24 protein-coding genes are annotated in these 26,813 nt (G+C 46.8%); 8 read left to right on the forward strand and 16 right to left on the reverse strand.

Annotation, left to right across the window (positions count from 1 at the left end; translation table 11 throughout):
• Positions 1-58: 58 nt before the first annotated feature.
• Positions 59-871 (forward strand): glycosyltransferase, encoded by an 813-nt coding sequence (locus tag CI959_RS15890; protein WP_005868212.1) that lies wholly within the window; start codon positions 59-61, stop codon positions 869-871.
• A gap of 44 nt (positions 872-915) precedes the next feature.
• On the opposite strand, the gene CI959_RS15895 is transcribed toward CI959_RS15890, so the two are convergent.
• On the reverse strand, positions 916-1,053 hold the full coding sequence (locus CI959_RS15895; protein ID WP_095231483.1) for a DUF86 domain-containing protein: 138 nt from the start codon (positions 1,051-1,053) through the stop codon (positions 916-918).
• An 86-nt stretch (positions 1,054-1,139) separates the two neighbouring features.
• On the opposite strand from CI959_RS15895, the gene CI959_RS21555 reads away from it, so the two are divergent.
• The 6 genes from CI959_RS21555 (at position 1,140) to rho (ending at position 8,740) form a co-directional block, all read left to right on the forward strand.
• Positions 1,140-1,313, forward strand: a complete 174-nt coding sequence (locus CI959_RS21555; protein WP_005856296.1) for a hypothetical protein — start codon at positions 1,140-1,142, stop codon at positions 1,311-1,313.
• Between the two features lie 120 nt (positions 1,314-1,433).
• Entirely contained in the window at positions 1,434-3,191 is a 1,758-nt protein-coding gene (aspS, locus tag CI959_RS15900) for an aspartate--tRNA ligase (RefSeq protein ID WP_005856298.1), read from the forward strand.
• Between the two features lie 111 nt (positions 3,192-3,302).
• Positions 3,303-4,400, forward strand: a complete 1,098-nt coding sequence (locus tag CI959_RS15905; RefSeq protein WP_005856300.1) for a Nif3-like dinuclear metal center hexameric protein — start codon at positions 3,303-3,305, stop codon at positions 4,398-4,400.
• A gap of 1 nt (position 4,401) precedes the next feature.
• The gene (locus tag CI959_RS15910) at positions 4,402-5,166 is read left to right on the forward strand and encodes a zinc ribbon domain-containing protein (protein ID WP_005856302.1); all 765 of its coding nucleotides are present in this window, start codon (positions 4,402-4,404) and stop codon (positions 5,164-5,166) included.
• Positions 5,167-5,239: 73 nt separating this feature from the next.
• Positions 5,240-6,556, forward strand: coding sequence for a tRNA lysidine(34) synthetase TilS (tilS, locus tag CI959_RS15915; protein WP_057317354.1), 1,317 nt, complete (start codon positions 5,240-5,242; stop codon positions 6,554-6,556).
• 201 nt (positions 6,557-6,757) lie between these two features.
• Positions 6,758-8,740, forward strand: a complete 1,983-nt coding sequence (gene rho / locus CI959_RS15920) for a transcription termination factor Rho (protein ID WP_011966434.1) — start codon at positions 6,758-6,760, stop codon at positions 8,738-8,740.
• Positions 8,741-8,833: 93 nt separating this feature from the next.
• Here the strand turns inward: rho and CI959_RS15925 are convergent, their stop codons facing one another.
• The gene (locus CI959_RS15925) at positions 8,834-10,114 is read right to left on the reverse strand and encodes a DEAD/DEAH box helicase (protein ID WP_057317353.1); all 1,281 of its coding nucleotides are present in this window, start codon (positions 10,112-10,114) and stop codon (positions 8,834-8,836) included.
• A 136-nt stretch (positions 10,115-10,250) separates the two neighbouring features.
• On the opposite strand from CI959_RS15925, the gene CI959_RS15930 reads away from it, so the two are divergent.
• Entirely contained in the window at positions 10,251-12,119 is a 1,869-nt protein-coding gene (locus CI959_RS15930; protein WP_011966432.1) for an ATP-binding protein, read from the forward strand.
• Positions 12,120-12,121: 2 nt separating this feature from the next.
• On the opposite strand, the gene CI959_RS15935 is transcribed toward CI959_RS15930, so the two are convergent.
• The 14 genes from CI959_RS15935 to CI959_RS15995 all read right to left on the reverse strand — a co-directional run bounded on the left by CI959_RS15935 (position 12,122) and on the right by CI959_RS15995 (position 26,728).
• Positions 12,122-12,946, reverse strand: coding sequence for a transporter substrate-binding domain-containing protein (locus tag CI959_RS15935; RefSeq protein WP_005856312.1), 825 nt, complete (start codon positions 12,944-12,946; stop codon positions 12,122-12,124).
• 9 nt (positions 12,947-12,955) lie between these two features.
• Positions 12,956-15,037 carry a putative porin gene (locus tag CI959_RS15940; RefSeq protein WP_010182819.1) on the reverse strand — a complete coding sequence of 694 codons (2,082 nt, stop codon included), beginning with the start codon at positions 15,035-15,037 and terminating at the stop codon, positions 12,956-12,958.
• A gap of 104 nt (positions 15,038-15,141) precedes the next feature.
• Positions 15,142-15,684, reverse strand: coding sequence for a 2-oxoacid:acceptor oxidoreductase family protein (locus tag CI959_RS15945; RefSeq protein ID WP_005856316.1), 543 nt, complete (start codon positions 15,682-15,684; stop codon positions 15,142-15,144).
• Between the two features lie 18 nt (positions 15,685-15,702).
• Positions 15,703-16,467, reverse strand: coding sequence for a thiamine pyrophosphate-dependent enzyme (locus CI959_RS15950; protein WP_005856318.1), 765 nt, complete (start codon positions 16,465-16,467; stop codon positions 15,703-15,705).
• A 12-nt stretch (positions 16,468-16,479) separates the two neighbouring features.
• Positions 16,480-16,650, reverse strand: coding sequence for a hypothetical protein (locus tag CI959_RS21560; protein ID WP_172580096.1), 171 nt, complete (start codon positions 16,648-16,650; stop codon positions 16,480-16,482).
• Between the two features lie 5 nt (positions 16,651-16,655).
• Positions 16,656-17,735 (reverse strand): 3-methyl-2-oxobutanoate dehydrogenase subunit VorB, encoded by a 1,080-nt coding sequence (locus CI959_RS15955; protein WP_005856322.1) that lies wholly within the window; start codon positions 17,733-17,735, stop codon positions 16,656-16,658.
• 14 nt (positions 17,736-17,749) lie between these two features.
• A complete protein-coding gene (locus CI959_RS15960) occupies positions 17,750-17,977 on the reverse strand; it encodes a ferredoxin family protein (protein WP_005856324.1) in 228 nt (75 codons plus the stop codon).
• Between the two features lie 65 nt (positions 17,978-18,042).
• Positions 18,043-18,144, reverse strand: coding sequence for a helix-turn-helix domain-containing protein (locus tag CI959_RS15965; protein WP_226766767.1), 102 nt, complete (start codon positions 18,142-18,144; stop codon positions 18,043-18,045).
• 128 nt (positions 18,145-18,272) lie between these two features.
• Complete coding sequence (locus tag CI959_RS15970) at positions 18,273-19,190, reverse strand: DUF368 domain-containing protein (protein WP_036616753.1); 918 nt, start codon at positions 19,188-19,190, stop codon at positions 18,273-18,275.
• Between the two features lie 17 nt (positions 19,191-19,207).
• The gene (locus CI959_RS15975; RefSeq protein ID WP_057317352.1) at positions 19,208-20,665 is read right to left on the reverse strand and encodes a tetratricopeptide repeat protein; all 1,458 of its coding nucleotides are present in this window, start codon (positions 20,663-20,665) and stop codon (positions 19,208-19,210) included.
• 10 nt (positions 20,666-20,675) lie between these two features.
• Entirely contained in the window at positions 20,676-22,415 is a 1,740-nt protein-coding gene (locus CI959_RS15980; protein WP_008778287.1) for a glutamine--tRNA ligase/YqeY domain fusion protein, read from the reverse strand.
• Between the two features lie 52 nt (positions 22,416-22,467).
• Entirely contained in the window at positions 22,468-23,721 is a 1,254-nt protein-coding gene (locus tag CI959_RS15985; protein WP_008780456.1) for an Nramp family divalent metal transporter, read from the reverse strand.
• Between the two features lie 348 nt (positions 23,722-24,069).
• Positions 24,070-25,389 (reverse strand): PAS domain-containing sensor histidine kinase, encoded by a 1,320-nt coding sequence (locus CI959_RS15990; protein ID WP_057317351.1) that lies wholly within the window; start codon positions 25,387-25,389, stop codon positions 24,070-24,072.
• Positions 25,379-26,728: a sigma-54 dependent transcriptional regulator gene (locus CI959_RS15995; protein ID WP_057317350.1), complete on the reverse strand. Its 1,350-nt coding sequence runs from the start codon at positions 26,726-26,728 to the stop codon at positions 25,379-25,381. The genes CI959_RS15990 and CI959_RS15995 overlap by 11 nt, the downstream gene beginning before the upstream one ends.
• Positions 26,729-26,813 lie beyond the last annotated feature (85 nt).

The raw sequence follows: 26,813 nt of genomic DNA on the forward strand, positions 1-26,813 counted from the left end.
ATACATCTTATATGTACATATAGAAATTTTTCTTATATAATACTTTTCCTGAAAGTCTATGTTATTTTCCGTATTACTTTCTTTATATCATAAAGAGAGCCCACTATTTTTACGTCAAAGTCTGACCAGTATCTTCACGCAAACGCTATTGCCTATAGAAGTTGTCTTGGTGGAAGATGGTCCTTTGACGGATGAGCTGTATGCGGTCATAAAAGAATTCACAAGCCAGCATCCTGAGTTAAAAGTGATTTCTTTGCCCACCAACCGAGGTCTCGGCAAGGCTCTTAACGAGGGGCTGAAGCATTGTTCGTATGACCTTGTGGCTCGTATGGACACGGATGATATCGCTAAGCCGGATCGTTTTGAGAAGCAATTGGCGATATTTTTGGAACATCCGGAAATTGATGTAGTGGGGGCTTGGATCGATGAGTTTGAAGGGGAGGTATCAAATGTACTTTCCATGCGGAAAGTGCCGGAGCAGCATGAAAATATCTTGAGGTTTGCCAAGGGAAGGTGTCCGGTGAACCATCCGGTGGTGATGTTTCGGAAGTCGGCCGTGCTAAAGGCTGGAGGATATAAGCATTTTCCTTTGTTCGAGGATTATTATCTGTGGGTACGGATGCTGATGAATGGTGCCCGGTTCTATAATATACAAGAGAGCCTGCTCTTTTTCCGCTTCTCGCCGGATATGTTTCGGCGGCGGGGAGGATGGCGGTATGCCGTAACGGAAGTGAGGTTGCAGACGCTGTTTTACAAGATGGGTTTTATCGGCTTTTTCTCCTTGCTAAAGAATGTCTGTATTCGCTTAGTGACCCGTCTTCTCCCTAATGGCTTGCGTTCGTTGCTCTATAAGAGGCTCATCCGGGGGTAAATAGCTTTTTGTCCTCATCCACAGTATCGCTCACGGAAGGTGTCTCAAATATCAAATAACATTTTATCAATAGTCATTTTTATGGCTGGCAGATTATTTTTCATCACATCAAACACTATAACAGCGTCTATATCGAAATAATGATGTGCTATAATGTCTCGCATTCCCATAACTCCTTCCATGTTCACGGACAATGTCGCTATCGCTATAAACCATTGGCAGTACTTGCTTGTTTAATAGCCATTATTACGTTAATAAAATAGAGAATATGAGAACAAATGATTCAAAAACATCCGTAGACTCTAAATTGGAGGAGATGGAGGAAAAGTATCCTGTAGAGCAAATCGCTGTTAAAAATGAGAAGAAAATAACGGCCAAGGATGTAAAGGAGGCTGTGAAAGAGATTAATCCCGATACGGACAGCTTGGGTAGCAGAGGGTAAAACGTATTTTAATTTGCTTAAAAGAATAATTATTAAGATTTATAGTATTATCTTTGTGGTTGCGGTTTGTAATAAACCGAGGTATAAAGATTGGTAAATCTAGCAAATTAAATAATAAAGATGTATAGAACAAGAACTTGTGGCGACTTGCGCCTTGCGGATGAAGGTCTGGTGGTTACACTGGCCGGTTGGGTGCAGAAAACCCGCAAAATGGGAGGAATGACATTTGTCGATATCCGCGACCGTTATGGTATTACTCAGTTGGTATTTAATCAGGAGGTTGATGCAGCTCTTTGCGAAAAGGCGAATAAACTGGGCCGTGAATTCGTGATTCAGGTTACGGGTACGGTTCGTGAGCGTTCCAGCAAGAATGCGCATATCCCGACAGGTGATATTGAGTTGATCGTTTCTGAATTAAATGTCCTGAACACTGCGCTTACCCCTCCGTTCACGATCGAGGAGGAGACAGATGGCGGTGATGACTTGCGTATGAAATATCGTTATCTGGACTTGCGTCGTGCTTGCGTTCGTAAGAATCTGGAACTTCGTCATAGAATGGCGTTCGAGGTTCGCCGCTATTTGGATGAGCAAGGTTTCTTGGAGGTAGAGACTCCGGTTCTTGTAAATTCTACCCCGGAGGGTGCCCGTGACTTCGTGGTTCCTTCCCGTATGAACCCGGGACAGTTCTACGCTTTGCCTCAGTCTCCACAGACCTTGAAGCAATTGTTGATGGTTTCCGGTTTCGACCGTTATTTCCAGATCGTAAAATGTTTCCGTGACGAGGATTTGCGTGCGGATCGCCAGCCGGAGTTCACGCAGATCGACTGTGAGATGAGCTTCGTGGAGCAAGAGGATGTCTTGAATATGTTCGAGGGCATGGCGAAACATTTGTTTAAGGTAATCCGTGGTGTCGAGTTCAAGGAGTCGTTTATGCGTATGACTTGGCAAGATGCTATGAAACAATATGGTAGCGATAAACCGGATTTGCGTTTCGGCATGAAGTTCGTCGAGTTGATGGACATCATGAAAGGCCATGGTTTCTCCGTATTCGATAACGCTGCTTACATAGGGGGTATCTGTGCGGAAGGTGCTGCAAGCTATACCCGTAAACAACTGGATGCGCTGACTGAATTCGTGAAACGTCCGCAGGTAGGTGCTAAAGGTTTGGTTTACGCCCGTGTGGAAGCGGATGGTAACGTGAAATCAAGCGTAGATAAATTCTATAGCCAAGAGGTTCTTCAAGAAATGAAGAATGCGTTCGGCGCTAAGCCGGGTGATTTGATTTTGATCCTTTCCGGCGACGATGCGATGAAGACTCGTAAGCAACTTTGCGAGTTGCGTTTAGAGATGGGTAATCAATTAGGCCTTCGTGACAAGGATAAGTTCGTTTGCTTGTGGGTAATCGACTTCCCGCTGTTCGAATGGAACGAGGACGATCAACGTTTCTACGCTATGCACCATCCGTTTACCTCTCCGAATCCGGATGATATACCGTTGTTGGACACGGATCCGGGCGCTGTTCGTGCGAATGCGTATGATATGGTTATCAATGGCGTTGAAGTGGGTGGTGGTTCTATCCGTATCCACGACAGCCAATTACAGGATAAGATGTTCAAGCTGTTAGGATTCACCGAAGAAAGAGCGCAAGAGCAATTCGGTTTCTTGATGAATGCGTTCAAGTACGGAGCGCCTCCTCATGGAGGTTTGGCTTATGGCTTGGATCGTTTCGTGTCTTTGTTCGCCGGTTTGGATTCTATCCGCGACTGTATCGCTTTCCCGAAGAACAATTCTGGACGAGATGTTATGCTCGATGCTCCGGGTGTCTTGGATCCGGCCCAGTTGGACGAACTGAATTTGATCGTTGATATCAAGAAATAATCCAATCTGAAATTCCATTCGAATGGGAATCTTATTCCATCTGAATGGAATTTTCTTTTCTTCCGAAAGGAATTACTTTTTCTCCCGAACATAAATCAAAAGATATTTAGCATGGTAAAGGTTAAAGATATATTGAGAGAAATCGAGCATTACGCCCCGCTGCCGCTTCAAGAAGGTTTTGACAATGCGGGTGTGCAAGTTGGCGACGTGAACCAGCATGCGACGGGTGTGTTGCTATGCCTAGATGTTACCGAGGAGGTGCTTGATGAAGCGATCGAGATGGGATACAACCTGATCATCTCTCATCATCCTTTGGCCTTTAAGTCGTTTAAGTCGTTGACTGGCTCCAATTATATCGAGCGTTGCATGATGAAGGCGTGTAAGTATGATTTGGTGGTTTATGCCGCCCATACCAATCTTGATAATGCCGTAGGAGGCGTGAATTACCGTTTGGCAGAGTTGATCGGCTTGCAAAATGTACGGATCTTGAGCCCCCAAAAAGGCGCTTTGCTGAAGTTGGTGACGTTTGTCCCCGAGGCTTATGCCGAGATCATGCGGAATACCTTGTTCAATGCCGGTGCGGGAAGTATCGGGAACTATGATGCTTGCAGTTATAATTTACATGGCGAGGGAACATTCCGTGCCAATGCGGGATGCAATCCGTTTTGTGGTGAGATCGGCGAGTTGCATGTAGAGAAAGAGGTGCGTATCGAGATGATCCTTCCGGCATTCAAGAAGACGGCGGTGACCCGTGCCCTGTTATCCGTTCATCCGTATGAGGAGCCGGCTTTTGATTTTTATTCGTTATCAAACACATGGGAACAGGCAGGTTCCGGTGTAGTGGGAGAGTTGCCTGCCGAGGAAGATGAGTTGAGTTTCTTGTTGCGGATCAAGGCCCTGTTTAACGTCGGTTGCGTGAAGCATTCCCCATTTACTGGTAAGCCTATCCGAGAGGTCGCTATCTGCGGAGGCAGCGGCGCTTTCTTGATCAAGGACGCTATCGCGTATGGTGCCGATGTCTTTATAACGGGGGAGGCGAAGTACAACGATTTTTACGATGTGGAGGACCGGATTCTACTGGCGGTTATCGGTCATTATGAATCGGAAATCTGTACAAAAGACATATTTTATAACATAATATCGAAAAAATTCCCTACCTTTGCGGTACATTTTTCGAATGTTAATTCAAACCCAGTAAAATATTTATAGAATGGCTACAGATAAACAATCAGCTGAAAAGGAATATACGGTTGAAGAAAAGCTTTCTACGCTGTATCAACTTCAGACGATGATGACTGAAATTGATAAGATCAAGACCCTTCGTGGTGAGCTTCCTCTGGAGGTTCAAGACTTGGAGGACGAGATCGCAGGACTGGAAACACGTCTCCAGAACTATCAGGCGGAGATCAAGGAGTTTGAGGCTTCTGTTGTTGAGCAAAAGCATAAGATCACGGAATCTACCACATTGATAGATCGCTATAAGGCACAATTAGATAATGTGCGTAATAACCGGGAGTTTGATAACCTGTCCAAGGAGATCGAGTTCCAAGGTTTGGAAATTGAGTTCTCAGAGAAGAAAATCCGTGAGTTCGGAGAGGCGGTAGACGCTAAGAAAAAAGATATCGCTGAACTGACTGAGAAGCTGGAAGGCCGTAAGGCTGACTTGGTTCAGAAAAAGAGCGAGTTGGAGCAGATCATTTCCGAGACAAAGCAGGATGAGGAGAAACTTCGTGAGAAAGCGAAGAAGCTGGAAGCCACTATCGAACCTCGTTTGTTGACCGCTTTCAAGCGTATCCGTAAAGGTGCTCGTAACGGTTTGGCTGTTGTTTATGTGCAACGTGGCGCTTGCGGTGGTTGCTTTAACAAGATCCCGCCTCAGAAGCAATTGGATATCAAGTTGCGTAAGAAAATTATTGTTTGCGAATACTGTGGTCGTATTATGATCGACCCGGAATTAGCAGGTGTAGAAGATTAATTCAAAAGATCTATAAGTAATGGCTCTAGCTAAAACCGGCTAGGGCCATTATTGTTTTTAATACAAAGATGTTATGATACATACGATACGTTTATATATAGAGAAGTACCGGCTGTTATCCGAGGATCGTCCGGTTTTGGTCGGATTGAGCGGTGGTGCCGATTCTGTGGCTTTGTTGGGCGTATTGGTGCGTTTGGGATATCCGTGTATAGCGCTTCATTGTAACTTTCATTTGCGTGGGGAGGAGTCGGATCGGGATGAGGCATTTGCCTGTGAGTTCGCGGAATCTTTGGAAGTACCCTTTCATAAGATAGATTTCGATACGATCTCTTATGCCGGAGAGAGGCATCTCTCGATAGAGATGGCTGCCCGTGAATTGCGCTATGCTTGGTTTGAGGAGATGCGGGAGTGGCTGGGAGGGCAGGCGACCGCCGTCGCCCATCACCGGGACGATAATGTGGAGACGGTCTTGATGAATTTGATACGGGGCACGGGAATCCGGGGGATGAGCGGGATCCGTCCGAGGAATGGTTTCATCGTCCGTCCTTTGCTGTGCGTAAGCCGTGAGGATATCTTGGCTTGGCTGGCGGATCAAGGCTACGCCTATATGGTGGATAGCACGAATTTATCGGATGCTTATACCCGTAATTTCATCCGTTTGAATGTGTTGCCGCTTTTGGAGGAGATAAATCCATCGGCCCGGAATACCATCGCACGTTCCGCCGAGCATCTTTCTGCCGCAGAGACTATATATATATATGTATTGGAACAAGCCCGGAAAGAGGTTGTCGTATCGGATGATCGTCTTTCTATCGGGGCGTTGATGCGGTTTCCGGCTCCGAAGACGATTTTGTATGAGTTATTAAAAGAATATGGTTTTACCCGTCTGGTCTCGGACGATATTTTCGCTGCCTTGACCAAGGAGCCTGGTAAGCTGTTTTACTCTTCCACCCATCGTTTGCTGAAGGATCGGGATTATTTATGGATCACTTCTTTAGAGAAGAAGGAAAAGCGAACCTTCGTTTTAGATCCAGAAAAGGGCATTAATCATGAACCTATTGAACTATCTTTCCAAAAACTTGTTATAACTATAGATTTCCCTATCGAGAAGAATAAGCGGATCGCTTATTTGGATTATGATAAACTCGATTTCCCTTTAACATTGCGGACTTGGAAAGAAGGCGATTGGTTTATTCCCTTCGGAATGAAAGGACGTAAGAAGTTGAGTGACTATTTCTCCGATCATAAATTTAGCCGGATTGAGAAGGAGCGCACATGGCTTCTTTGTAGTGGCGACGCTATCGTTTGGGTGGTAGGAGAAAGGACTGATAATCGTTTTCGTATGGACGAATCAACAAAGCGTGTGCTAATTGTGAATTTTTTGGGCTAAATCCTCGTTTATTGTAAAAATATTCTTACATTTGCGAAGATTTACTCCGCAGATATGTTACTAATGGTTCAAATTAGCTGAACAATCCGGTTATTACATGAAAATTATAATTTAATAAAGATACAATGATACCATTGGGCGTACGTCGTGTTTGCATATGTGATCCGTGTGTATGTGCCATTTATATTATTACTTCGCAATATGCAGAAATATAACATTCTAGAACTAAATGAAAAACTTCTTCCCGAACTTCAAAGTATCGCGGAAGAGTTGGGAATAAAAAAAGTTAGCAGCTTAAAGAAAGAAGAGTTGGTTTATCGGATTCTTGATGAGCAAGCGATCTCCTATGCCGGCATTCAGGCTGAAAAGATGAAAGAGAAAGAGGCTAAGAAGCCTGTAGAGGGCCGTAAGAGAGGCCGTCCGGCTAAAGCCGCTTCTCCTAAAGTGGCGAAGGCTGAGACTGCCGAAGCTGCAGAGAGTGCCCAACAGGCTTCGGAAAAGCCAGTGGCTGCTCCGGCTGACAAGAAAGAGCAAAAAGAGCAGCCTGAACGTAAGAAAAGAGTCCGTATCGAGAAAAAGGAAAAGGTAGCGGGCGCTATCGCTCCTTCCGAGGATAACAAGGAAGTGGTGGTTTCGAAAGAGCCGCAAACGATCTCTATGGTAACGGAAATCTCGGCCGTGGAAACTCCGGCGGTAGTAGAGAGCCCGGTGGAGAAACCGTTGTTGCCTCCTGTTGTGGCGGAACTTGAAACGGAAGAAGAAGCCGCTTTGCCGGAAAATACGACTCCGGTAGAGGTAGCGGAAGAAACCACTTCACCACAAGCGACGGAAGAAGAGCCTAAGCGCATCGTATTTCGCCATCCGGACGCTAAATCCGTATTGGATCAGATTTTCCCGTTCTCCGCTCCGAAACCCGAGGCTAACAAACCTCAACCCGAGGCCGCTCCCCAGCAGAATAATCCTCGACAGAACAATCGACAGAATAATCATAATAACAACCGTAATAACAATAACGCTAATAACAACCAGCAGGCTCAAGAGAAAATGTATGAGTTTGACGGCATCCTTACAGGAACCGGCGTGTTGGAGATGATGCAAGATGGTTACGGTTTCCTTCGTTCTTCAGATTATAACTATTTGACTTCACCGGACGATATTTATGTCTCTCAATCCCAGATCAAGTTATTTGGCTTGAAAACGGGTGACGTGGTAGAAGGCTCGATTCGTCCGCCGAAGGAAGGTGAGAAGTATTTCCCGTTGGTGAAAGTGGACAAGATCAATGGCCGTACGCCAGAAGAGGTTCGCGACCGGGTTCCTTTCGATCATTTGACCCCGTTATTCCCGGATGAGAAATTCATGCTTACGGCACGTAAATCACCGAAAGTATACGATAATATCGCCGTACGTGTGGTTGATTTATTCTCCCCGATCGGAAAAGGGCAACGTGGTTTGATCGTCGCTCAACCGAAAACCGGTAAGACGATGTTGCTGAAAGATATCGCGAACGCTATCGCTTACAACCATCCCGAGGTTTATATGATTATATTATTGATCGACGAACGTCCGGAGGAGGTTACGGATATGGCTCGTAGCGTGGATGCGGAAGTGATCGCCTCTACATTCGACGAACCGGCTGAACGTCACGTGAAAATCGCTGAGATCGTATTGAACAAGGCGAAACGAATGGTAGAATGTGGTCATGATGTCGTGATTCTTCTTGACTCGATCACTCGTTTGGCTCGTGCTTATAATACGGTACAACCGGCTTCCGGTAAGGTGCTTTCCGGTGGTGTGGACGCAAATGCGTTGCAGAAGCCGAAGCGTTTCTTCGGTGCCGCCCGTAATATTGAGAATGGCGGTAGCCTTACGATTCTAGCCACCGCCCTTACGGAGACTGGCTCTAAGATGGACGACGTGATCTTCGAGGAATTCAAGGGTACGGGTAATATGGAGTTACAATTGGATCGTAAATTAGCCAATAAACGTATCTATCCGGCTGTGGATATCACGGCTTCCAGCACTCGCCGTGATGATTTATTGCAGGATGAGAGCACGTTGAACCGTATGTGGGTCTTACGCAAATATCTATCAGACATGAACTCTATGGAGGCTATGGAATTTGTTAAGCAACGGATGGAACAAACCGTTGATAATATGGAATTCTTGGCATCCATGAACGGTTGATAATATCCCATAAAAAACACTATACTTTTGAGTTCGAAACATATTGTTTTAGCTCCAAAAGTATAGTGTTTTTGATTTAAAAGAATAATGCTTTTATTGCGCCTTTTTAGGCCTTCCACGGTGTCCCATATTTCGTTTTTGTGGGCTCGAGGATGATCCTTTATCCTCACTTTTACGAGGCCGTCCTCTGCCTCTTTTATTCATACCGTATTTTTCCGGCTCATACAAGGGCACTTCACCGAATTCCGGGCTGACCGGTATCTTATAAACCTCTTTTTCCAAGAAATCCTCTATGCGCTTGAATTGTGCTTGTTCGTCGATCGATACGAAAGTAATCGCCAATCCTTCGCCGTTCGTACCCCGTGCCGTACGTCCGATTCGGTGTACGTAATCCTCCGGATCATGCGGGATATCGAAGTTCACGACCAACTTGATGTCATTGATATCAATTCCACGTGCTACGACATCCGTAGCCACAAGGATATCGATATGTCCGCTCTTGAATTCTTTCATGACCTCCTCCCTTTGGGATTGCTCTAGATCCGAGTGCATGGCGGCTACATTGAACTTTAATCTTTTTAAGGTAGACGCTAATTCTTTCACCTTCATTTTAGAAGAGGAGAAGATAATTACTCGTTGAGGGCGGCTTTGAGTGAAGAGATCTTGTAGAATCTTGAGCTTTTGTGGATCGTAGCAGATATATGCGGTTTGCATGATAGATTCGGGTGGGCGTGAGATAGCGATCTTGACTTCTTCCGGATCTTTTAGGATGGTTTTAGCCAACGTCCGGATCTTAGGCGGCATGGTAGCCGAGAACATGATCGTCTGGCAGTAGGGGGGCAGCTGTTTATGAACCTGCATGATGTCGTCATAAAAACCCATATCCAGCATGCGGTCCGCCTCGTCTAAGACGAAGAACGACACTTTAGACAAATCTACAATACCTAACTTAATATGGGACAATAAACGTCCCGGGGTAGCGATCACGATATCCGCACCCATCTCTAAACCTCTCTTTTGTTGTTCCCAAGCGATTCCGTCGGTACCTCCATACACGGCTACTGCGGATACGGAAGGTATAAAATAAGTGAATCCTTGAATTTGTTGGTCTATTTGTTGAGCCAATTCCCGGGTCGGTGCCATAATGACCGCATTCACCGCGTCTGTCGGATGACAACCTTTGCTTAGTTCATTAATAACTGGCAAAACATACGCCGCCGTTTTACCGGTTCCGGTCTGTGCGCAAGCGATGATGTCTTTACCTTCTAAAATGACAGGAATCGTTAACTCTTGGACTGGAGTCGTTTCGTCAAAATTCATGTCATAAAGCCCGTCTAATACGGCATCTTCCAAATCTAATTCATCAAATCTCATCTTTTTACATTCAAATTCCCGGTAAAGATAAAGATTATTTAGAAATATTATGCAATAGGTAGGTTTCTCTTTGGTGATAAATAGAAAAATAAATACCTTTATCCCCGAGTTATACCCCAAAAACGAAAGAATTAATATGAATAGTCTAGAAAGCGGAAGTAACGTTCAGTCTGGATTAGAGATGATCATGGAGAAGAGTCCCGATACGATCGTATTAGTAGATCGAAATCTTACTCTTGTCAAGGTTATTTCTGCAAAAGACGATTATTATCATTATTTAGCGAATAACTGTATCGGAAAGCAACCTCAAGCGTTGTTCCCGGACGGGAAGAACTACGATCAATATGAGATCTATAGAGCTGCGGTTAAACGTGTTTTCGAGGAGCAAGTGAAAGTGGATTTCTCTTTTGAGGTCTCTTTTGAGGGAAAGAACTATTATTATCTATCGCAAGCAAGCCTTTTTAATGAGGAGCTTGTGATCGTTTATACACGCAATGTATCTTCTCTGAAAACAGAAAAAAATCTACAAGAACTGATCAATACGATATTAGATCGGTTACCGTTGGGTGTTTTCGTGAAAGATGGGGATAACCATTTTAATTACCTGTATTGGAATCATTTTATGGAGGAAATAACGGGTATTGAAACCCGGGAGATCGAGGGACATGATGATTTCGAGGTGAATTATAATGCCTTGATGACCGCCGAGGAGCGTCTGGAAACCGATATGAATGTGATCAAGACAGGACTGACCGCTAGATTTAAGGGCAAGGTAAAATCGGCCTCCGGCGATTACCGGGATATAGAGGTCGCTAAATATCCTATTTCCCTAAATAATGGCAAGCCGCTTGTCTTGGCTTTATGGAGAGATATAACTTCCGAGTTGGCTACGGAGAATACTTTGAGAAGAACCCGGATCTTGACGAAAATGGCATTGCGGATAAGTGATATACGTACATGCTCGATCTTCATCGATCCGGACAGTACCCATAATTTCAAGGATTCCGTTGTGACCTTGAACGATTGGAATACCATGTCGGAAGATATGATAGAGGTGTCATGGGGGCAGTTTATCAGCCGGGCGCATCCGGATGATCAAGAACATTATCATAATATGTTTACCCGTCTTTGCCGAGGGGAAATCTCTGAGGCAAGGATCGAGGCACGTATGCTATTTCCCGGCAAGAAGGAATATGTTTGGAGAGAGGTATTCGCTACCGTGTATGAACGGGACGATAAAGGAAGACCTTCGGTTATCCTTGGATGTTCAACGAATATTCAGGAACGGAAGAATCAAGAATTAAGCCTTGAGGAGGCGAAGGTGAAGGCTGAGGCCGCTGATAAGATGAAATCGAAATATCTGGCGGATATGAGCCATGAGATCCGGACTCCTTTGAATGCGATTACCGGTTTCTCTGAATTGATGGCTTTTGCTGATACGGATGAGGAACGTATGTCGTACTACGATGTGATCAAGATGAATAACCAATTGTTGATGCAATTGATCAATGACATCTTGGATATCTCGAAGATCGAGGCGGATGCGATAAAGATCACATATGAGCAATTAGATGTCAGTGAATTGATGGATACGATTTATGCTTCCGCCAAGTTACGGGTTCCGGGAGGAGTCAAGTTGGTTTTGGAGAAAGAGGCTGACCACCATATGTTCGGTACGGATAGCATGCGTCTGTTGCAGTTGATTAATAATTTGGTGAACAACGCTATCAAGAACACGAAAGAAGGTAGCATCACGATGGGATATACCATTCAACCGGATGATCAATTACGTTTTTACGTAAGGGATACGGGAATCGGCATCGATAAGGAAAAATTGAAAGATGTCTTCGACCGTTTCGTGAAAATAAACGACTATATGGAAGGAATCGGATTAGGACTGGCTATCTGCAAAGGATTGGTTGTGAAGATGGGAGGTTCGATACATGTTACGTCTGAATTAGGGGTGGGTTCGGAGTTCTCCTTTATTTTGCCGTCTCATGAATAGCCCTATTTGTAATAGCGCTTATAAATCTGGTCGTATAATCCACTGTCTTTGATTTGCTGGAGCCAACTATTTAGGCTATCCAGTAGGACAGGAGAGTCTTTACGGACCGCCCACGATTGCAATTGGGTAAAACTGACATCCGTTAGGATATCGACTTCCGGCAGTTTTTTCTGGGTCATGCGGGCGATTTGTTGGTCGCATACGGCATAATCGATATCGCCTTTGGCTACCATGATCATAAGCTGCTCGGTAGAATATAACTCATCTTCCACCACGTAGATCGTATCGCCTATCTCGTGTCCCAGATTTTGCAGACGCAATAAGGCCGGGGAATCTTTCGGTATGTATAAAGTCTTTTGGGCTAAATCCAATTGGTTACGGATAGGGGCTTGTCCGTTGTTCGCCTCTGCCGTACGTTGTACCAAGACTTGCTTGTTGAGAACGATCGGTTCGGTGAACAGGTAGTTTTCCCGCATCTCGGAGGTGATGGGTATGTTTCTTGCGATTACGTCGCATTTGTTGTCCGATAATTCCTCGAAGCTTTTCGCTAAACTCATTTCCAAATGCGTCTGAACCTCCAATCCGGATAATTTAGCGATCGCTTGGCTAAGCTCGTATTGAAAACCTTGCACCGTATCGCCGGATACGAAATATCCGGATTGATTGTACTCGGTTATCATCCGAAGAATTCCTTCTTCCTTGATTTCCGGATAATCACGAGGTCCGATCTCTTGGGGACGTTGGTTAAGTCTCCAAAGCTGTACCATTGTCACTACAGCGACAATCAGTAGAAAAGCGTATAGGATAAGCAACTTCTTAGATCTCATGGCAATCGATTAATTATTGAAAGTCACGGAGATACCCATTTTCAAGACCATCGGGTCCAACGGATAATGCGCAAGAGAGAAGTAATTCGGGTCAACGAACTTAGAGCCTAGATTGTATGCCATGATGAAGAAGCGAGCTTGCTTCAAATGGAAATTCGCATAAGCGTTGATCAACGGATAATTACCGACCTTCACTTTCTTGTCTTCTTCCTGTACTTGGAACTGCTGGGTAGCCGGCTCGTAATAAGGAGCGTAATAAGCGGTGTTGTAGTATACGTTCGCGCCAATCTGTACGGTTAATACTTTCGCCAACTTAAACGCTAGATATATATTCGAGTATGCGCTGATATCCGGCAACGGAAGTTGAGACTTCTCGCTAGAAAGCTGATAGGCCACCTCATTCTCCCATCCGAACGCACGATACATGATATCTTGCTTGATACGGGCTGAGACAACTTGGATGTTCTTACTGCTTTGCTCCGGCAAACCTTTGCCGTTGAAGAATACATAATTCTGGATACTTTCCACTCCTCCGGATAACTGGGTACGGGTGGATTCCAAGTTGATTTTCGCTCCGGCGTAAATCCTTTGCACATTTTTCAATGATAGATCCCACCAATAGTAACGCCCATGATGGTGACGTTGGTAGAACGCCGGGGTGATGTTCTTGATGTATCCTTCCGCCTTGATCGTAGCGTCTTTCTTAAAAAGTTTGAATTTTGTTTGCAGGTCTCCGCTCACTCGGACCTCTCCGGCGTCACTTCCCGCAAGTCCTAATTCTCCACGGACATTGTAGGTAAGAAGGCTACCACGGCGTTTGGATAATTCGCCGCCGATGTAGGTAGTAAACTCATCATATACTTCGGAAGTAGGGAAATTTAATGTGCTTGGCTCAGAGCTTCCACGACCATCCGGACCGTAGTCCAGTCCGGGAACTTGGGATGCCAATCTAAACCGGCGTTTCTCGAAAGTAACGAAGGCGGTCAGCCCGAACTTAGCCCAATCTTGGAAACCTTCCCGCAAGGCCAACGCAAAGGTATTCTTTAAATTCCAAGAGGAAGTCTGGTCATTCAAAGATGCGTCCATACCATAAAGATGAGTGTAGCAGGTATCGATCCCGGCATCATTAGAGATAAAGCGTCTGCGGTTATCTTCGTAATCGATGGTATGGATGATACTGGAAACCGGAATGAATACCTCTTTTACGTTCCCTTCCTCATCGGTTTCTTCCAATTCCTTAGTAAAACCGAGATTGTATCTCTGTGTCAGGAAATATTGTTTTCCACGGACACGGTTCCATGTGTCCGTGTAACGGACAGGGTATGATTTACTATCGATATTTCTTTGATTCTCGGCCAAGTCATCGGGATTCGTGATATACTGGTCATTTGTAAGTCCACCGTTCTCGTAGTTTACGAAATTGAAATTACTTAAATAAGCGTTTAACTCGTAACGGTCGGTGATATAACTTCCGAAAAAACGATAACTTAATAATTTATTACCGTTGGAGTTATAATATCCGCGGCTATAGATATAATCCATCTCGCCACCGACATTGATCTTTTTGCCAAAGTTCATGGTCAATACCCCTTTCAGTCGGTCCATCTTATTCTGGCTGGCTCCTCCTGTCGTATAAGTCACTTGGGTATAGGGTACTTTGGTATCGTAGAAATAAGCGTTTGTTGGGGTCGTGATATAATAATCATAGGCATCGGCGAAGATGAAATCACGTTCCTCCTTACGTTCGTTAAAAATACGGGTTTGCGCCGGCGATCCCACATTCGCCAGATAACCTACGGCCAATGAGTTCGCTTCCACCAACGTACTATTCCCGAAATTTAATCGATTGGTATCCATAGGAGCGATATAACGTTCTCCCAAAAGAGGCGTGAGCCGATAACCGATGATTCGTTTTGATTTCAGCGCCGCGCTATCTGTTTGCAGCAAGCTATCCGGTATTTCCTTGTTTGAGGATGATAAATTAGATAACGAGAATCCACCTCGTCCTCCCCGGCTCCCGGAACGTCCTTGCGCATGCGCGGAAGCCGCCGTTCCTATCAGAAAAAGTAATATGTATAGATAATACTTCATGGGTTGCAAAGATATAACAAAAAATAATGTGCCAATTATAAAATATGCCAATATGCCAATCAGAAAACTTAATTGGCATATCGGCACATCAATGAATGAGCTTCTTATATTTTCTGTATAATCTCCATTCCTTTCTTAATGGCAGCCTCGTTCATCGGCAACAAATGATGGTGACGCTCGGGCAAGGATTTCTTCAATCCTAGCATGACGTTCTCCAATTGAACCATCGGGACGATATTAAGCAACCCGCCTAAGATCAACATATTGAATGCCTTCTCGTTCTTCATCTCGGTAGCGGCGTCCATGGCATCTACCCGATATACGTTAATATCCGTACGTTTCGCTGGCGTATGGATGCCATAACCATCGTAAATCAAGATACCGCCCGGTTTCACCTTGCTCTCGAACTTATCCATGGAAGGTTGGTTCAAGATAATAGCGATATCATATTCATTCAATACGGGTGAGCTGATACGCTCGTCGCTCAAGATAACGGTTACGTTGGCCGTACCGCCACGTTGCTCAGGTCCGTATGAAGGCATCCAGCTAACCTCCTTGCCTTCCATCAAACCGGAATAGGCCAAGATCTTACCCATAGACAATACACCTTGTCCACCGAAGCCTGCTATAATTATTTCTTGTTTCATTGTCGTTTACCGTATTACTTATTCAACATTCTTTAAGTCGCCCAGCGGGTAGAAGGGGAACATGTTCGCTTCCATCCATTTATTGGCTTTTTCCGGAGTCATCTTCCAGCCGGATGAGCAAGTGGAGACGAACTCTACCACAGAAGTACCCTTACCGGCCATAGCGTTCTCGAAAGCCTTACGAAGCATCTTCTTCGCTTTCCGTACGGCTGCGGCCGTCTGTACGCTTTGGCGTGTTACCAAGCAAGTTCCTTCCAATTGGGCTAATAAATCACCGATCTTCAGCGGGTAACCGTTCAAGGCGATGTTGCGTCCGTAAGGACAGGTAGCCGTGGGCATACCTTCCAGTGTAGTCGGAGCCATCTGTCCGCCGGTCATACCATAGATCGCGTTATTTACGAATACGATCACGATATTCTCGCCACGGTTGGCTGCATGAATCGTCTCGGCCGTACCGATAGCCGCCAAGTCACCATCTCCTTGATACGTGAATACCATCTTCTCCGGATTCAAGCGTTTAACAGCAGAAGCTATGGCTGGCGCACGTCCGTGGGCTGCCTCGATCCAATCGATATCCAAGTAGTTATATGCGAATACGGCACATCCCACGGGGGAGATACCGATTGTCTTATCTTCCAGACCCATATCGGCTATAACCTCGGCGATTAACTTATGTATCACACCGTGGCTGCAACCGGGGCAGTAGTGCATGGGATTTTCATTCATCAATCTGGGCTTTTCATACACCAGATTTTCCGGTTTAATTATATCGTTGAGTTCCATAATCTTTAATTATTAATGTATATATCTTAAGACATATTGCACCAGCCGCAATACGATCGCCGCCCCGCCACAATACAAGAATACGGCCTTATCGCTAACAGCGAAGTAACATACCACGGCAGCTATGGCCAGTAGCATAAAAAACAGCGTCAATATCTCGTCAGCTTTACTTCCTCGTGTCATACGGATCAGAATAATTTTTCCTTCAGCGCGTTCAATACCTCATCCGGGGTGAATACGATTCCACCCAATCGGCCAAAGTGCTCTACCTTCACCTTACCATTTACGGCTAGGCGAACGTCCTCTACCATCTGTCCGGCGTTCAACTCAACCGATAACATACCTTTTACCTTATCCGCATAAGCGGCGATCACTTTTGTCGGGAACGGCCATAACGTGATCGGGCGTAACAAGCCAAGCTTGATACCTTCCGCACGGGCGATCTCGACTACCTTCTGGCAAATACGGGCGGAAGAACCGAACGCGATCAATAGATAATCAGCGTCCTCACATTGGAACTCCTCGTAACGAACCTCGTTTTCCTCGATCTTGCGATATTTCGCTTGGAAACGGATATTGTTCTCTTCCATCTTCGCCGGGTCTAGCTCCAAGGAAGTGATGACGTTACCTTTGCGTCCGCCCTTCTTTCCTTGTACGGCCCAAGGACATTGAGCGATAATCTCTTCCTCGGTACGGCGGGGTTGATAGGGAGGCAATACCACCTTCTCCATCATCTGTCCGATGATACCGTCCGCCAAGATAATAGCGGGGTTATTGTATTTGAAAGCCAGATCAAAACCAAGGCCTACGAAATCGGCCATCTCCTGTACGGAAGAGGGAGCTAAGGTTATCAAACGGTAATCGCCATGACCACCGCCTTTCACGGTCTGGAAATAATCAGCCTGACTCGGCTGGATCGTTCCTAATCCGGGACCGCCACGCATAACGTTCACGATCAGACAAGGAAGCTCCGCTCCTGCGATATAAGAGATACCTTCTTGTTTCAAGCTCACGCCCGGACTGGAAGAAGAGGTCATCACTTTCTTTCCAGTGCCGGCTCCGCCGTATACCATATTAATAGCGGCTACCTCGCTCTCCGCTTGTAAGACTACCATGCCGGTCTTTTCCCACGGCATCTCTGCCATAAGGGTTTCCAATATCTCCGACTGCGGAGTGATCGGATAGCCGAAGTAACCGTCCACGCCATAGCGGATAGCCGCATGGGCGATGGCCTCGTTACCCTTCATTAATTTTATATCTTCTGCCATATCTTGATATAACTTTATATTTTTACTTTGTAGATCGTTAGACAACCGTCCGGACAAACTAACCCGCAACTAGCGCAACCGATGCATGCGTCCGGGTTCTTCATGTACACATAGTGATACCCCTTGTTGTTTACTTCTCGTGGGTGCAACTCCAGTACATCCGACGGGCAGGCTACTACGCAAAGGTTGCATCCCTTGCAGCGCTCTGTGTTTACAACAACAGCTCCTTTTATTTTCGCCATAATACTTGTTTATTTAAAATCTAAATGTAACACATTTCTATTGAGGCATCAAAGTTAGTAAAAAATTACTCGTTGCCAAGATTATAACGTTTCATTTTGTTGAATAGCGTCTTTCTACTGATATTTAACACCTCGGCGACTAGGGTACGGTTATAGTTACTTTTGATACTTCTTTATCACTTTATTAGTATAGAGAGGATTTCGCTTATTGGAAAAGTACGATGTGCGATGATAAAATGTAGGCAAATAAGAATGGGCATTCTAATCACCTTATAATGCCCATTGTAATATTGGGTTACGCCTTAGCGCTTTTTTGTGAGAGCTTTTCTAGGAAATATACGATCCCGAAACCTAAGATCATCAATCCGACGGCCTCCCAAACAAACTGATTCGGAGCGATATTCGCCTCAACCAACGGCTTGGTCATGCCATGGCTATCCACATAGGTCTCGATCGTTTCTTTCCAAGGCCATACCTTGTTAAGCGAACCCAACATGAATCCGGCCAATACGGCGATCGTTATATCATGGAATTTACGAAGGGCGAATGACAACACGCGGGAGAACGTCGTGATACCAATAGCCGCACCCGCTATAAACACCAACATAACGGGAACGTTAAATGTCTTGACCGCCTCCATGATATAGAAGTATTTTCCGAGCAACACTAAGATAAAGCTACCCGAGATACCCGGCAAGATCATGGCGCAAATAGCGATCGCCCCACAGAGGAAGATAAAGAGTAAATTACTCGGAGTCTCGGCGGGAGTCGCCACGGTGATATAAAAAGCGATCATCGCCCCGACAACGAAACTCAAGATCGTCTTCCAGTTCCATTGCTTGATATCCTTAGAGACGAACCAAGTAGAGGCCAGCACCAAGCCAAAGAAAAAAGACCATACCAAGATCGGGTGATACACCAAGAGATACGTAATGATCTTCGCCAGCGAGAATATGCTGATACCGATACCACCCACGATAGAAAGCAAGAAATTAGCGTTGATCCCTTTCCAGAAGGCCGCTATTTTCCCCGTGAATAATTGTTTCAATGTCGTCCCGTTAATACTTTTGATAGAGTCGATCAGTTCCTCGTAGATACCTACGATAAAGGCGATCGTTCCTCCCGACACGCCGGGAACGACATCCGCCGCTCCCATACCCATACCTTTTAATACTAAAAAACCGTAGTCCTTGAGATTTCGTTTGTTAGGCATATTACATTATTAATTGTCTAATTACTGTTATCTTTATTCTTTAAAAACTCTTTTACCAGATCCTCGGGTTGGATATGTTTCTTCTCTTTATCGGAATCGATGGTAAAGTCCGCGAATACTTCTGGTCCCACTTTACGAAGCAAATAAAGAAGATCATCTCCGGATATTTGGCCGATATGCTCCATGAAATTTTCCATATCACGGTTATCCAGATAAGCCATAGCCAAATGGATATGAATCATTGGAGTCTTCGGGTTGATTTGAAGGACTTTCTTGTAATAAGAGATCGCCTTATCTACATCTCCCTTAGAAAGCAAATATTGTCCGGCATGAAGCAGGCTGTTGCATTCTTCTTGAGTTTCCGGATTGATACTTTTCTTATCGATGATCTTGAATATCTTATTCGTAATAGCGATAGCCTCCTCCTTTTTCCCGCTATCAAGCAAGCAAAGCGCTAAAAGAGAAAGGAGACGGACATTGTTCGGATACAATTGCGCCGCCTTGAATAACATGATGGAAGCCTCGTTGTCGCGCTCAGTCTCGGTACAACAACGGATATAATTGATATAATTGGTCGGCCCATCCTCCATATCCGGATCGTTTATGATCGTGGAAAGCAGTTGGTAAGCCTTCTCATATTGCTCCAGCTTCATATAACATTCCGCCATGAGTGGAGAGATACGGCGCATCACCTCCTCATCACCCTCGATTTCTTGATATTCCTCGATCGCCTTCTCATAGCTCTCGTTCATATACAGGCAGTACGCTTTCAATATTTTCAGTTCCGTATCGGAATCATCACACGTCAAGGCGAAGTCGAAAGCCTCGATCGCTTTCTCGTAATCGCCAACCATGGAATGTAGCCTTCCCAGCGTAAACCAATACTCGTATGAGAAAGGATTCTTATCGATTAGCTCATTACATAACTCGATCGCCCGGGGAATGTCTCCTTCCGTCTCGAGGATGTAGCAAAGCTCATTCTTAAGGATCAAGTTATCCGGAAATAAAGCCAAGCCACGGTCCACGAAATCGCGGGCCTCTTTGTTCATGTCTAAATCATTCAGGATGGGGGAGATGTACTCGAAGACTTCCTCCAAATAGTCACAATCCCTAGTGATCAACTCTTCCGTGATCTCCAGAACCTTGGGATATTGGTTGAGCGAGCAATAGCATTCCATTTTTAACATATCCAGATCTTGGTTATCAGTCTCCGCTATATTCTCGAGCAGAGCGAGAGCGCTCTCATAATCCTCGTTATACGCGAATTGCCTGCCTTTCTTGATTTGCAAGGCGGAATTACCGGGATGAAGCTTTAGCCCGAGGGCTAAGACTTCATCAAAGTAAGTATAATCGTTCGAATCTTCAAAGCTGTCCAACATTTCATCGATTTGATCAGCGTCGAAATAAGGCTCCTTACCCTCTTCCTTCGCTGAAAGATAATGTTGTAACAAGCGTGAGATATCGTCTTTTTTCATTTACTATTCTTTATTTATTAATCTTGCTCCACGTGTCCTTTAGTCCTACGGTACGGTTGAATACCAAGTTGTCGGGGGTGGATTCGCTATCTATGTTGAAATAGCCGATACGCTGGAATTGAAGGTAGGAAAGCTTGGGCAAGGTAGCCACGAACTTCTCTACGTAACAGTTTTTCCGGATCTCCAAGGAGTTCGGGTTGATGATTTCCTTCATGGCCTCTAGCGGGGAGCAATTCTTCTCCTCCCGGATAGCGGCCAATTCGTCTCTAGGGTTCTCCACCTTCCAAAGGCGGTCGTATAAGCGTACTTCCGCTTTTTGGCAATGGGCGCAGCTTACCCAGTGCAAGGTACCTTTTACTTTACGGTTAGCGTCCGGCATACCGCTGCGGGTATTCGGATCGTATTCGCAATATACCTCGGTAATCTCACCGTTCTCGTCTTTCTTGCAGCCCGTACATTTTACGATATAAGCGTTCTTCAGACGAACTTCCTGTCCCGGTGTCATCCGGAAATATTTCTTGGGGGCGTCTTCCATGAAGTCCTCACGTTCCATCCACAACTCACGGCTGAACTCGATCGTATGGCTGCCGGCTTCCGGATCTTCCGGGTTATTGATCGCTTCCAGCTCCTCGACCTGTCCTTCCGGATAGTTGGTGATAATCAGTTTCACCGGATTGATCACGGCGGATACACGGATGGCGCGGGCATTCAGATCCTCGCGTACGGCGCTTTCCAGCAAGGCGAACTCGTTCAGGGCGTCGTAAGTCGTATAACCGATCTTGTCGATGAACTTACGGATAGACTCCGGAGAGTAACCCCGGCGGCGGAAACCGCAGATGGTCGGCATACGGGGGTCATCCCAGCCGTTTACCAAGTTCTCTTTTACCAATGTAAGCAGGTTACGCTTGCTCATCAGCGTGTAGCTTAGGTTCAATTTGTTGAACTCAGTCTGTCGGGGGCGGTTGTCGTTCAAGTCCTCGCCTTCCTTCAGCCAGTCGATAAACAAATCATACAGAGGACGGTGTACGACAAACTCCAAGGTACACAAGGAATGCGTTACGCCCTCGAAGAAATCGCTCTGTCCGTGGGCGAAGTCGTACATCGGATACGCTTTCCACGTCGTGCCCGTACGATGGTGCGGATGGTTAACCACCCGATAGATGATCGGATCGCGGAAGTGCATGTTCGGGTTTGCCATGTCGATCTTCGCGCGAAGTACCATGGCACCTTCCGCTATCTCACCCGTGTTCATCTTCTTGAAGAGAGCTAAGCTTTCCTCGATCGGACGGTTGCGATACGGGCTCTCGATGCCCGGTTGGGTAGGCGTGCCCTTTTGCTGGGCTATTTGTTCGGATGTCTGCTCGTCAATATATGCTTTACCTTCCTCGATGAGGCGGATCGCGAAATCCCACAATTGCTGGAAGTAGTCGGACGCGTAATAAATATTTCCCCACTGATATCCCAGCCATTGGATATCCTCCTTGATCGCCTCCACGTATTCCTCATCCTCCTTCGTCGGGTTCGTGTCGTCGAAACGGAGGTTGCAGATACCGCCATGGCGTTCAGCGATGCCGAAATCTAGGCAAATGGCCTTCGCGTGGCCGATGTGAAGGTATCCGTTGGGCTCGGGCGGGAAACGGGTTTGTACACGTCCTCCGTTCTTGCCTTCCGCTAAATCTTTCTCTACGGCTGCCTCAATGAAATTCAGGTTCTTCTTGCCTTCTTCTTCGTTTGTATTGATATCGCTCATACTTAAAAATTGATAGTTTTTCTTCGAATGGGGCAAAGGTAGCGATTTCTTTTTAAAATAGGCTGATGAGCAGGGCTATATTTAGGACGGTTACCATCGTTCCCAACAGCAAGAGGATGATGGTCGTAGAGCGGCTGTTCGCGTAGACACCCATGACCTTCTTGCTGGAAGTGAGGTACACTTGCGTGAAGACCGTGATCGGCAATTGCACGCTCAACAACATCTGCGACAGGATCAATCCCTTGAACGGATCGCCGATCAGGAATATGATGGCCAAGGCGGGGACGAACGATAGCAGGACTCCCAGCTTTGAGTGGAGGTCGGTATGATTGTACGCCTCGCCATAGAATCCGGCGAAGATGGAAGCCCCGGCGATACCGGATGTGATGGTCGAGGAGATACCTGCCAGTAATAGGGCGGCGGCGAAAATCACCCCGGCGTTATTTCCTACGAGGGGTACCAATAACTGTTGCGCTTGGTCCAGCTCGTCTACGGCGATGTTTTGCTTGAAGAAGGTAGAGGCGGCCAAGATGATCATCGCCGAGTTGATCGCCCAGCCGATCACCATGGACAGGAGCGTGTCGTAGAACTCGTACTTCAGTTGTTTCTTGATGACCGACTCGTCTTCTAGGTTCCATTCCCGGCTCTGTATCACCTCCGAGTGCAGGAACAGGTTGTGAGGCATCACGACGGCTCCCAGTACGCTCATGATGATCAGCATGGAGTTCTCGGGGAAGGTGGGTTTCACCCAGCCTACCACGGCCTGCCCCCAGTCTACGTCGACCAACGCCAGCTCGTATAGGAACGAGAGCCCGATAATGGACACGAACGTGATGATCCAGCGTTCGGTCTTACTATATGTATTACTGAATAGCATGGCGAGGCATACGATGGTGACGATCACCGCTCCCGCCTTGATCGGCATACCGAACAGCATCCGGAGGGCGATGGCTCCACCGAGTATCTCGGCGAGGGAGGTGGATACGCTGGCGAGCATGGCCGATCCTAGGATCGGGCGGCTTAGCACGCGCGGCATGTATTTGTTGGTCGCCTCCGAGAGGCAGAGGCCGGTCACGATACCGAGGTGGGCCACGTTGTGCTGGATAATGATCAGCATGACGGACGAGAAGGTGACGACCCACAGGAGGGCGTAGCCGAACTCGGAGCCCGCGGCGAGATTCGTCGCCCAATTCCCGGGATCGATAAAGCCTACGGTGACAAGTAATCCGGGGCCGATATATTTTAGCAAATCCAATGCCCCGGAGCGGGGGCGGTGGTTGATCTTCAGTTTGTCTAGTAAGTTCATGTTTGTATAGATACTTTTAAATTAAAAAAACAGCGTAAAGATACGAATAGTTTCGTTGTTACCCAACGGTGGCCGGAAATACGTTCGTACGGCCGATGGCGGGTATCCGTACGGCTGTCCTCTTGTAGCTGCCCGGCTGTCCGTCCGTATCCGTACGGCTGCAAAGATGTAGCTACTCGGATACAAAGATGTAGCTGCCCGGATACAAAGATGTAGCTACTCGGATACGGATGGGCAGCTGTACGGATATGCGGTCGTACCCGTACGGTCGCGCCCGTGTATCCGGGCTTGTGTGTCTGCGTATCCGCCCGGCCGCGTGTCCGCGTTTATGCGGATACGGTAAACGAGCTACGGGAATGTCAACACGAAGGTGGTCTGCCGCTGGGCCGGGTTGCTTCTCAATGCGATGCTGCCGCCGGACAAGCGCATGATCTGTCGTGAGATGGACAGCCCGATACCGCTTCCGCCTTCTTTCGTGGTGAAGAACGGCACGAATATATGCTCGGCTTCCTCGGGGGGGATGATAGGGCCGTTGTTCGTCACTTCTAGGATAACGGCCTCGTTGGGGTCGCAATACGCCTTGAACAAGATAAGCCCGTTTTCTTGCTCGTGCCCGATCGCTTGCATGGCGTTCTTCAAGAGGTTCAAGACTACTTGCGTGATCAGGTTCTCGTCGGCGTAGACGATCAAGTCCTCCGGTTCCACGTCGATACGAATGGTTATGTTCGGGTAGTTATTGTGATGACGGGCCAACCGCGTGAGCCGTTCGGCGAACTTATTGACGTAGAATAAAGAGGGCTGAGGAGTCGGTATATGCGTAAACTTACGGTACGACTCGACGAACGCGATCAAGCTCTTCCCGGTAGAGCTGATTACCTCCAAGCCGCCCCGTATCTCCTCGTCGACATTCTGGTGGAGGGAAAGCAAGGTGTCGCTCAAGGAGGTGATAGGGGTGACGGAGTTCATGATCTCATGGGTCAAGACCCGTGTCAGCCGTATCCATGACTCGATCTCCTTATCGTCCAGCTCGCTGTTGATATCATTGATCGCGATGATGCGGACGTGTTTCTCTTGGAGCGTCATCTCGGAGACACGGACCGAGAGATGTACCGTGCCCCGCTCGTTGATAAAGGAGATCTGATGTTTCTCGCCGGGACGAACGTCGCTGATGAGGCGCTCTAGATTCTCGTCGATACGTCCGAGCTGGCGGGCATGGGTAAAGACCGTCAATCCCAGCAGTCGCAAGGCCTCGTTGTTGGTCTGGAAAATATTGCCCTTATCATCTTCTACGATGATACCCGTATTCACTTGGTTCATGATCAACTCGTAATATTTCTCTTTCTGGATCGCCTCGGCTTTCGCTTGAAAAAGTATCTGGGTGATGCGGTTTAAGGACTCGCTAACCAGCTTGTCGTTGGAGGAACGCCCCCGGGTAGCGTATTTGAAGGCGTAATCGCTATTGTCGATCGCGTCGAACATGAAGGCTACCTTTTGTGCGTTCCGCTTGAACAAAAGGCTGATGCCCCGCAAGGCAGCCATCCATCCGATGCCTAAGAACAGGAACCATCCCCATTCTTCCACCAAGGCCTGGTAGGTGAGTGCCGCCGTCAGCCCGATAGCGAGGGCGAGGCGGAAGGTGAGGCTGTAATAAATGCCTTTAAAGTTCATACCGCTTGATCTTATTGTAAAGCGTTTGCCGTGAGATTCCCAACTGGTTCGCCACGAGCGAGAGATTGCCGCCGAATTTATCCATGGCGGCCTTGATCATTGTATACTCCATTTCCTCGAGCGTAGTGATGTCATTCTTGACGGGCACCTCCCGCTTACGGGGAAAATCGAAATTGCTGCCATCTAAAGTATCACCGTCGGCGATGATAATCGCTTTCTCCACGGTATGTTCCAGTTCGCGGATATTACCCAGCCAAGGTTGGGCTTTCAGTTTTTCCTTGGCGTCGTCGGTGAGAGCCATGGGCTTTTTACCATAGATGTTGGTATATTTCGTGATGAATATTTCGGTAAGCGGTACGATATCCTCCGGCCGCTCCCTCAAGGGCGGGATCTCTACGTGTATCGTATTGATACGATACAGCAAGTCCTCGCGGAATTGCTCTTTCTGTACCATCTCCTGCAAGTCCCGGTTCGTGGCGCAGATCAGGCGGATATTGATGGGGATCGGGGTATTGCTACCTACCCGTACGATGCTTCGGCGTTGCAAGGCGGTCAATAATTTGGCTTGCAAATGATAAGACAGGTTCCCGATCTCGTCGAGGAACAAGCTTCCGTTGTTCGCTACCTCGAACTTACCGGGGCGATCCGTCCGGGCGTCGGTGAAGGCCCCTTTTACGTGTCCGAACAGCTCGCTCTCGAACAGCGTCTCCGTGATAGCGCCCATATCCACCGGTACCATGGCCTCATCCTTGCGGGGGGATAGCAGGTGTATTTCCCGGGCCAGCATTTCCTTACCGGTTCCGTTCTCTCCCGTGATTAATATATTGGCGTCTGTCTTGGCTACTTTCTCTATCAGCATCCGTAGTTGCTGCATGGCGTTGCTGTCTCCCCAGAACATACCGCTTTCCTTGGATACCAACTGCTTGTTGCCGACACCGCCTTTATGATTGGCCGAGCGGATTTGGTAAGCGGCTTGCAAGGTTTCCAATAATTTAGCGTTGTCCCAAGGCTTTACCACGAAATCGGTAGCCCCTTCCTTGATTCCTCGTACCGCCAGATCGATGTCGGCGTAGGCGGTAAAGAGAACGACTTGTATCGAGGGATAAGCCTTCTTGATCTCGGAGAGCCAGAACAACCCCTCGTTGCCGCTGTTTATACCGGCGCTGAAATTCATGTCGAGCAATACGACATCCACGTTCTCGTCGTGCAGCGTGTTTTTTATCTTGTTCGGGGTAGAGATGGTGATAACCTTCTCGAAGCAAGTTCCTAACAGCATTTGTACGGCGGTCAGGATACCTTTATTATCATCCACAACTAGTATAGTGCCTTGTTTTGCCATGTCATGTCCATTTATACGGGCAAAGATACTCGATCTGGTCGATACTTCCTAAACCAGATACATCCTATTTCTGTTTCATATACCG

It is taken from the genome of Parabacteroides sp. AT13, from assembly GCF_002272965.1.
GTDB classification, from domain to species: Bacteria; Bacteroidota; Bacteroidia; order Bacteroidales; family Tannerellaceae; genus Parabacteroides; species Parabacteroides distasonis.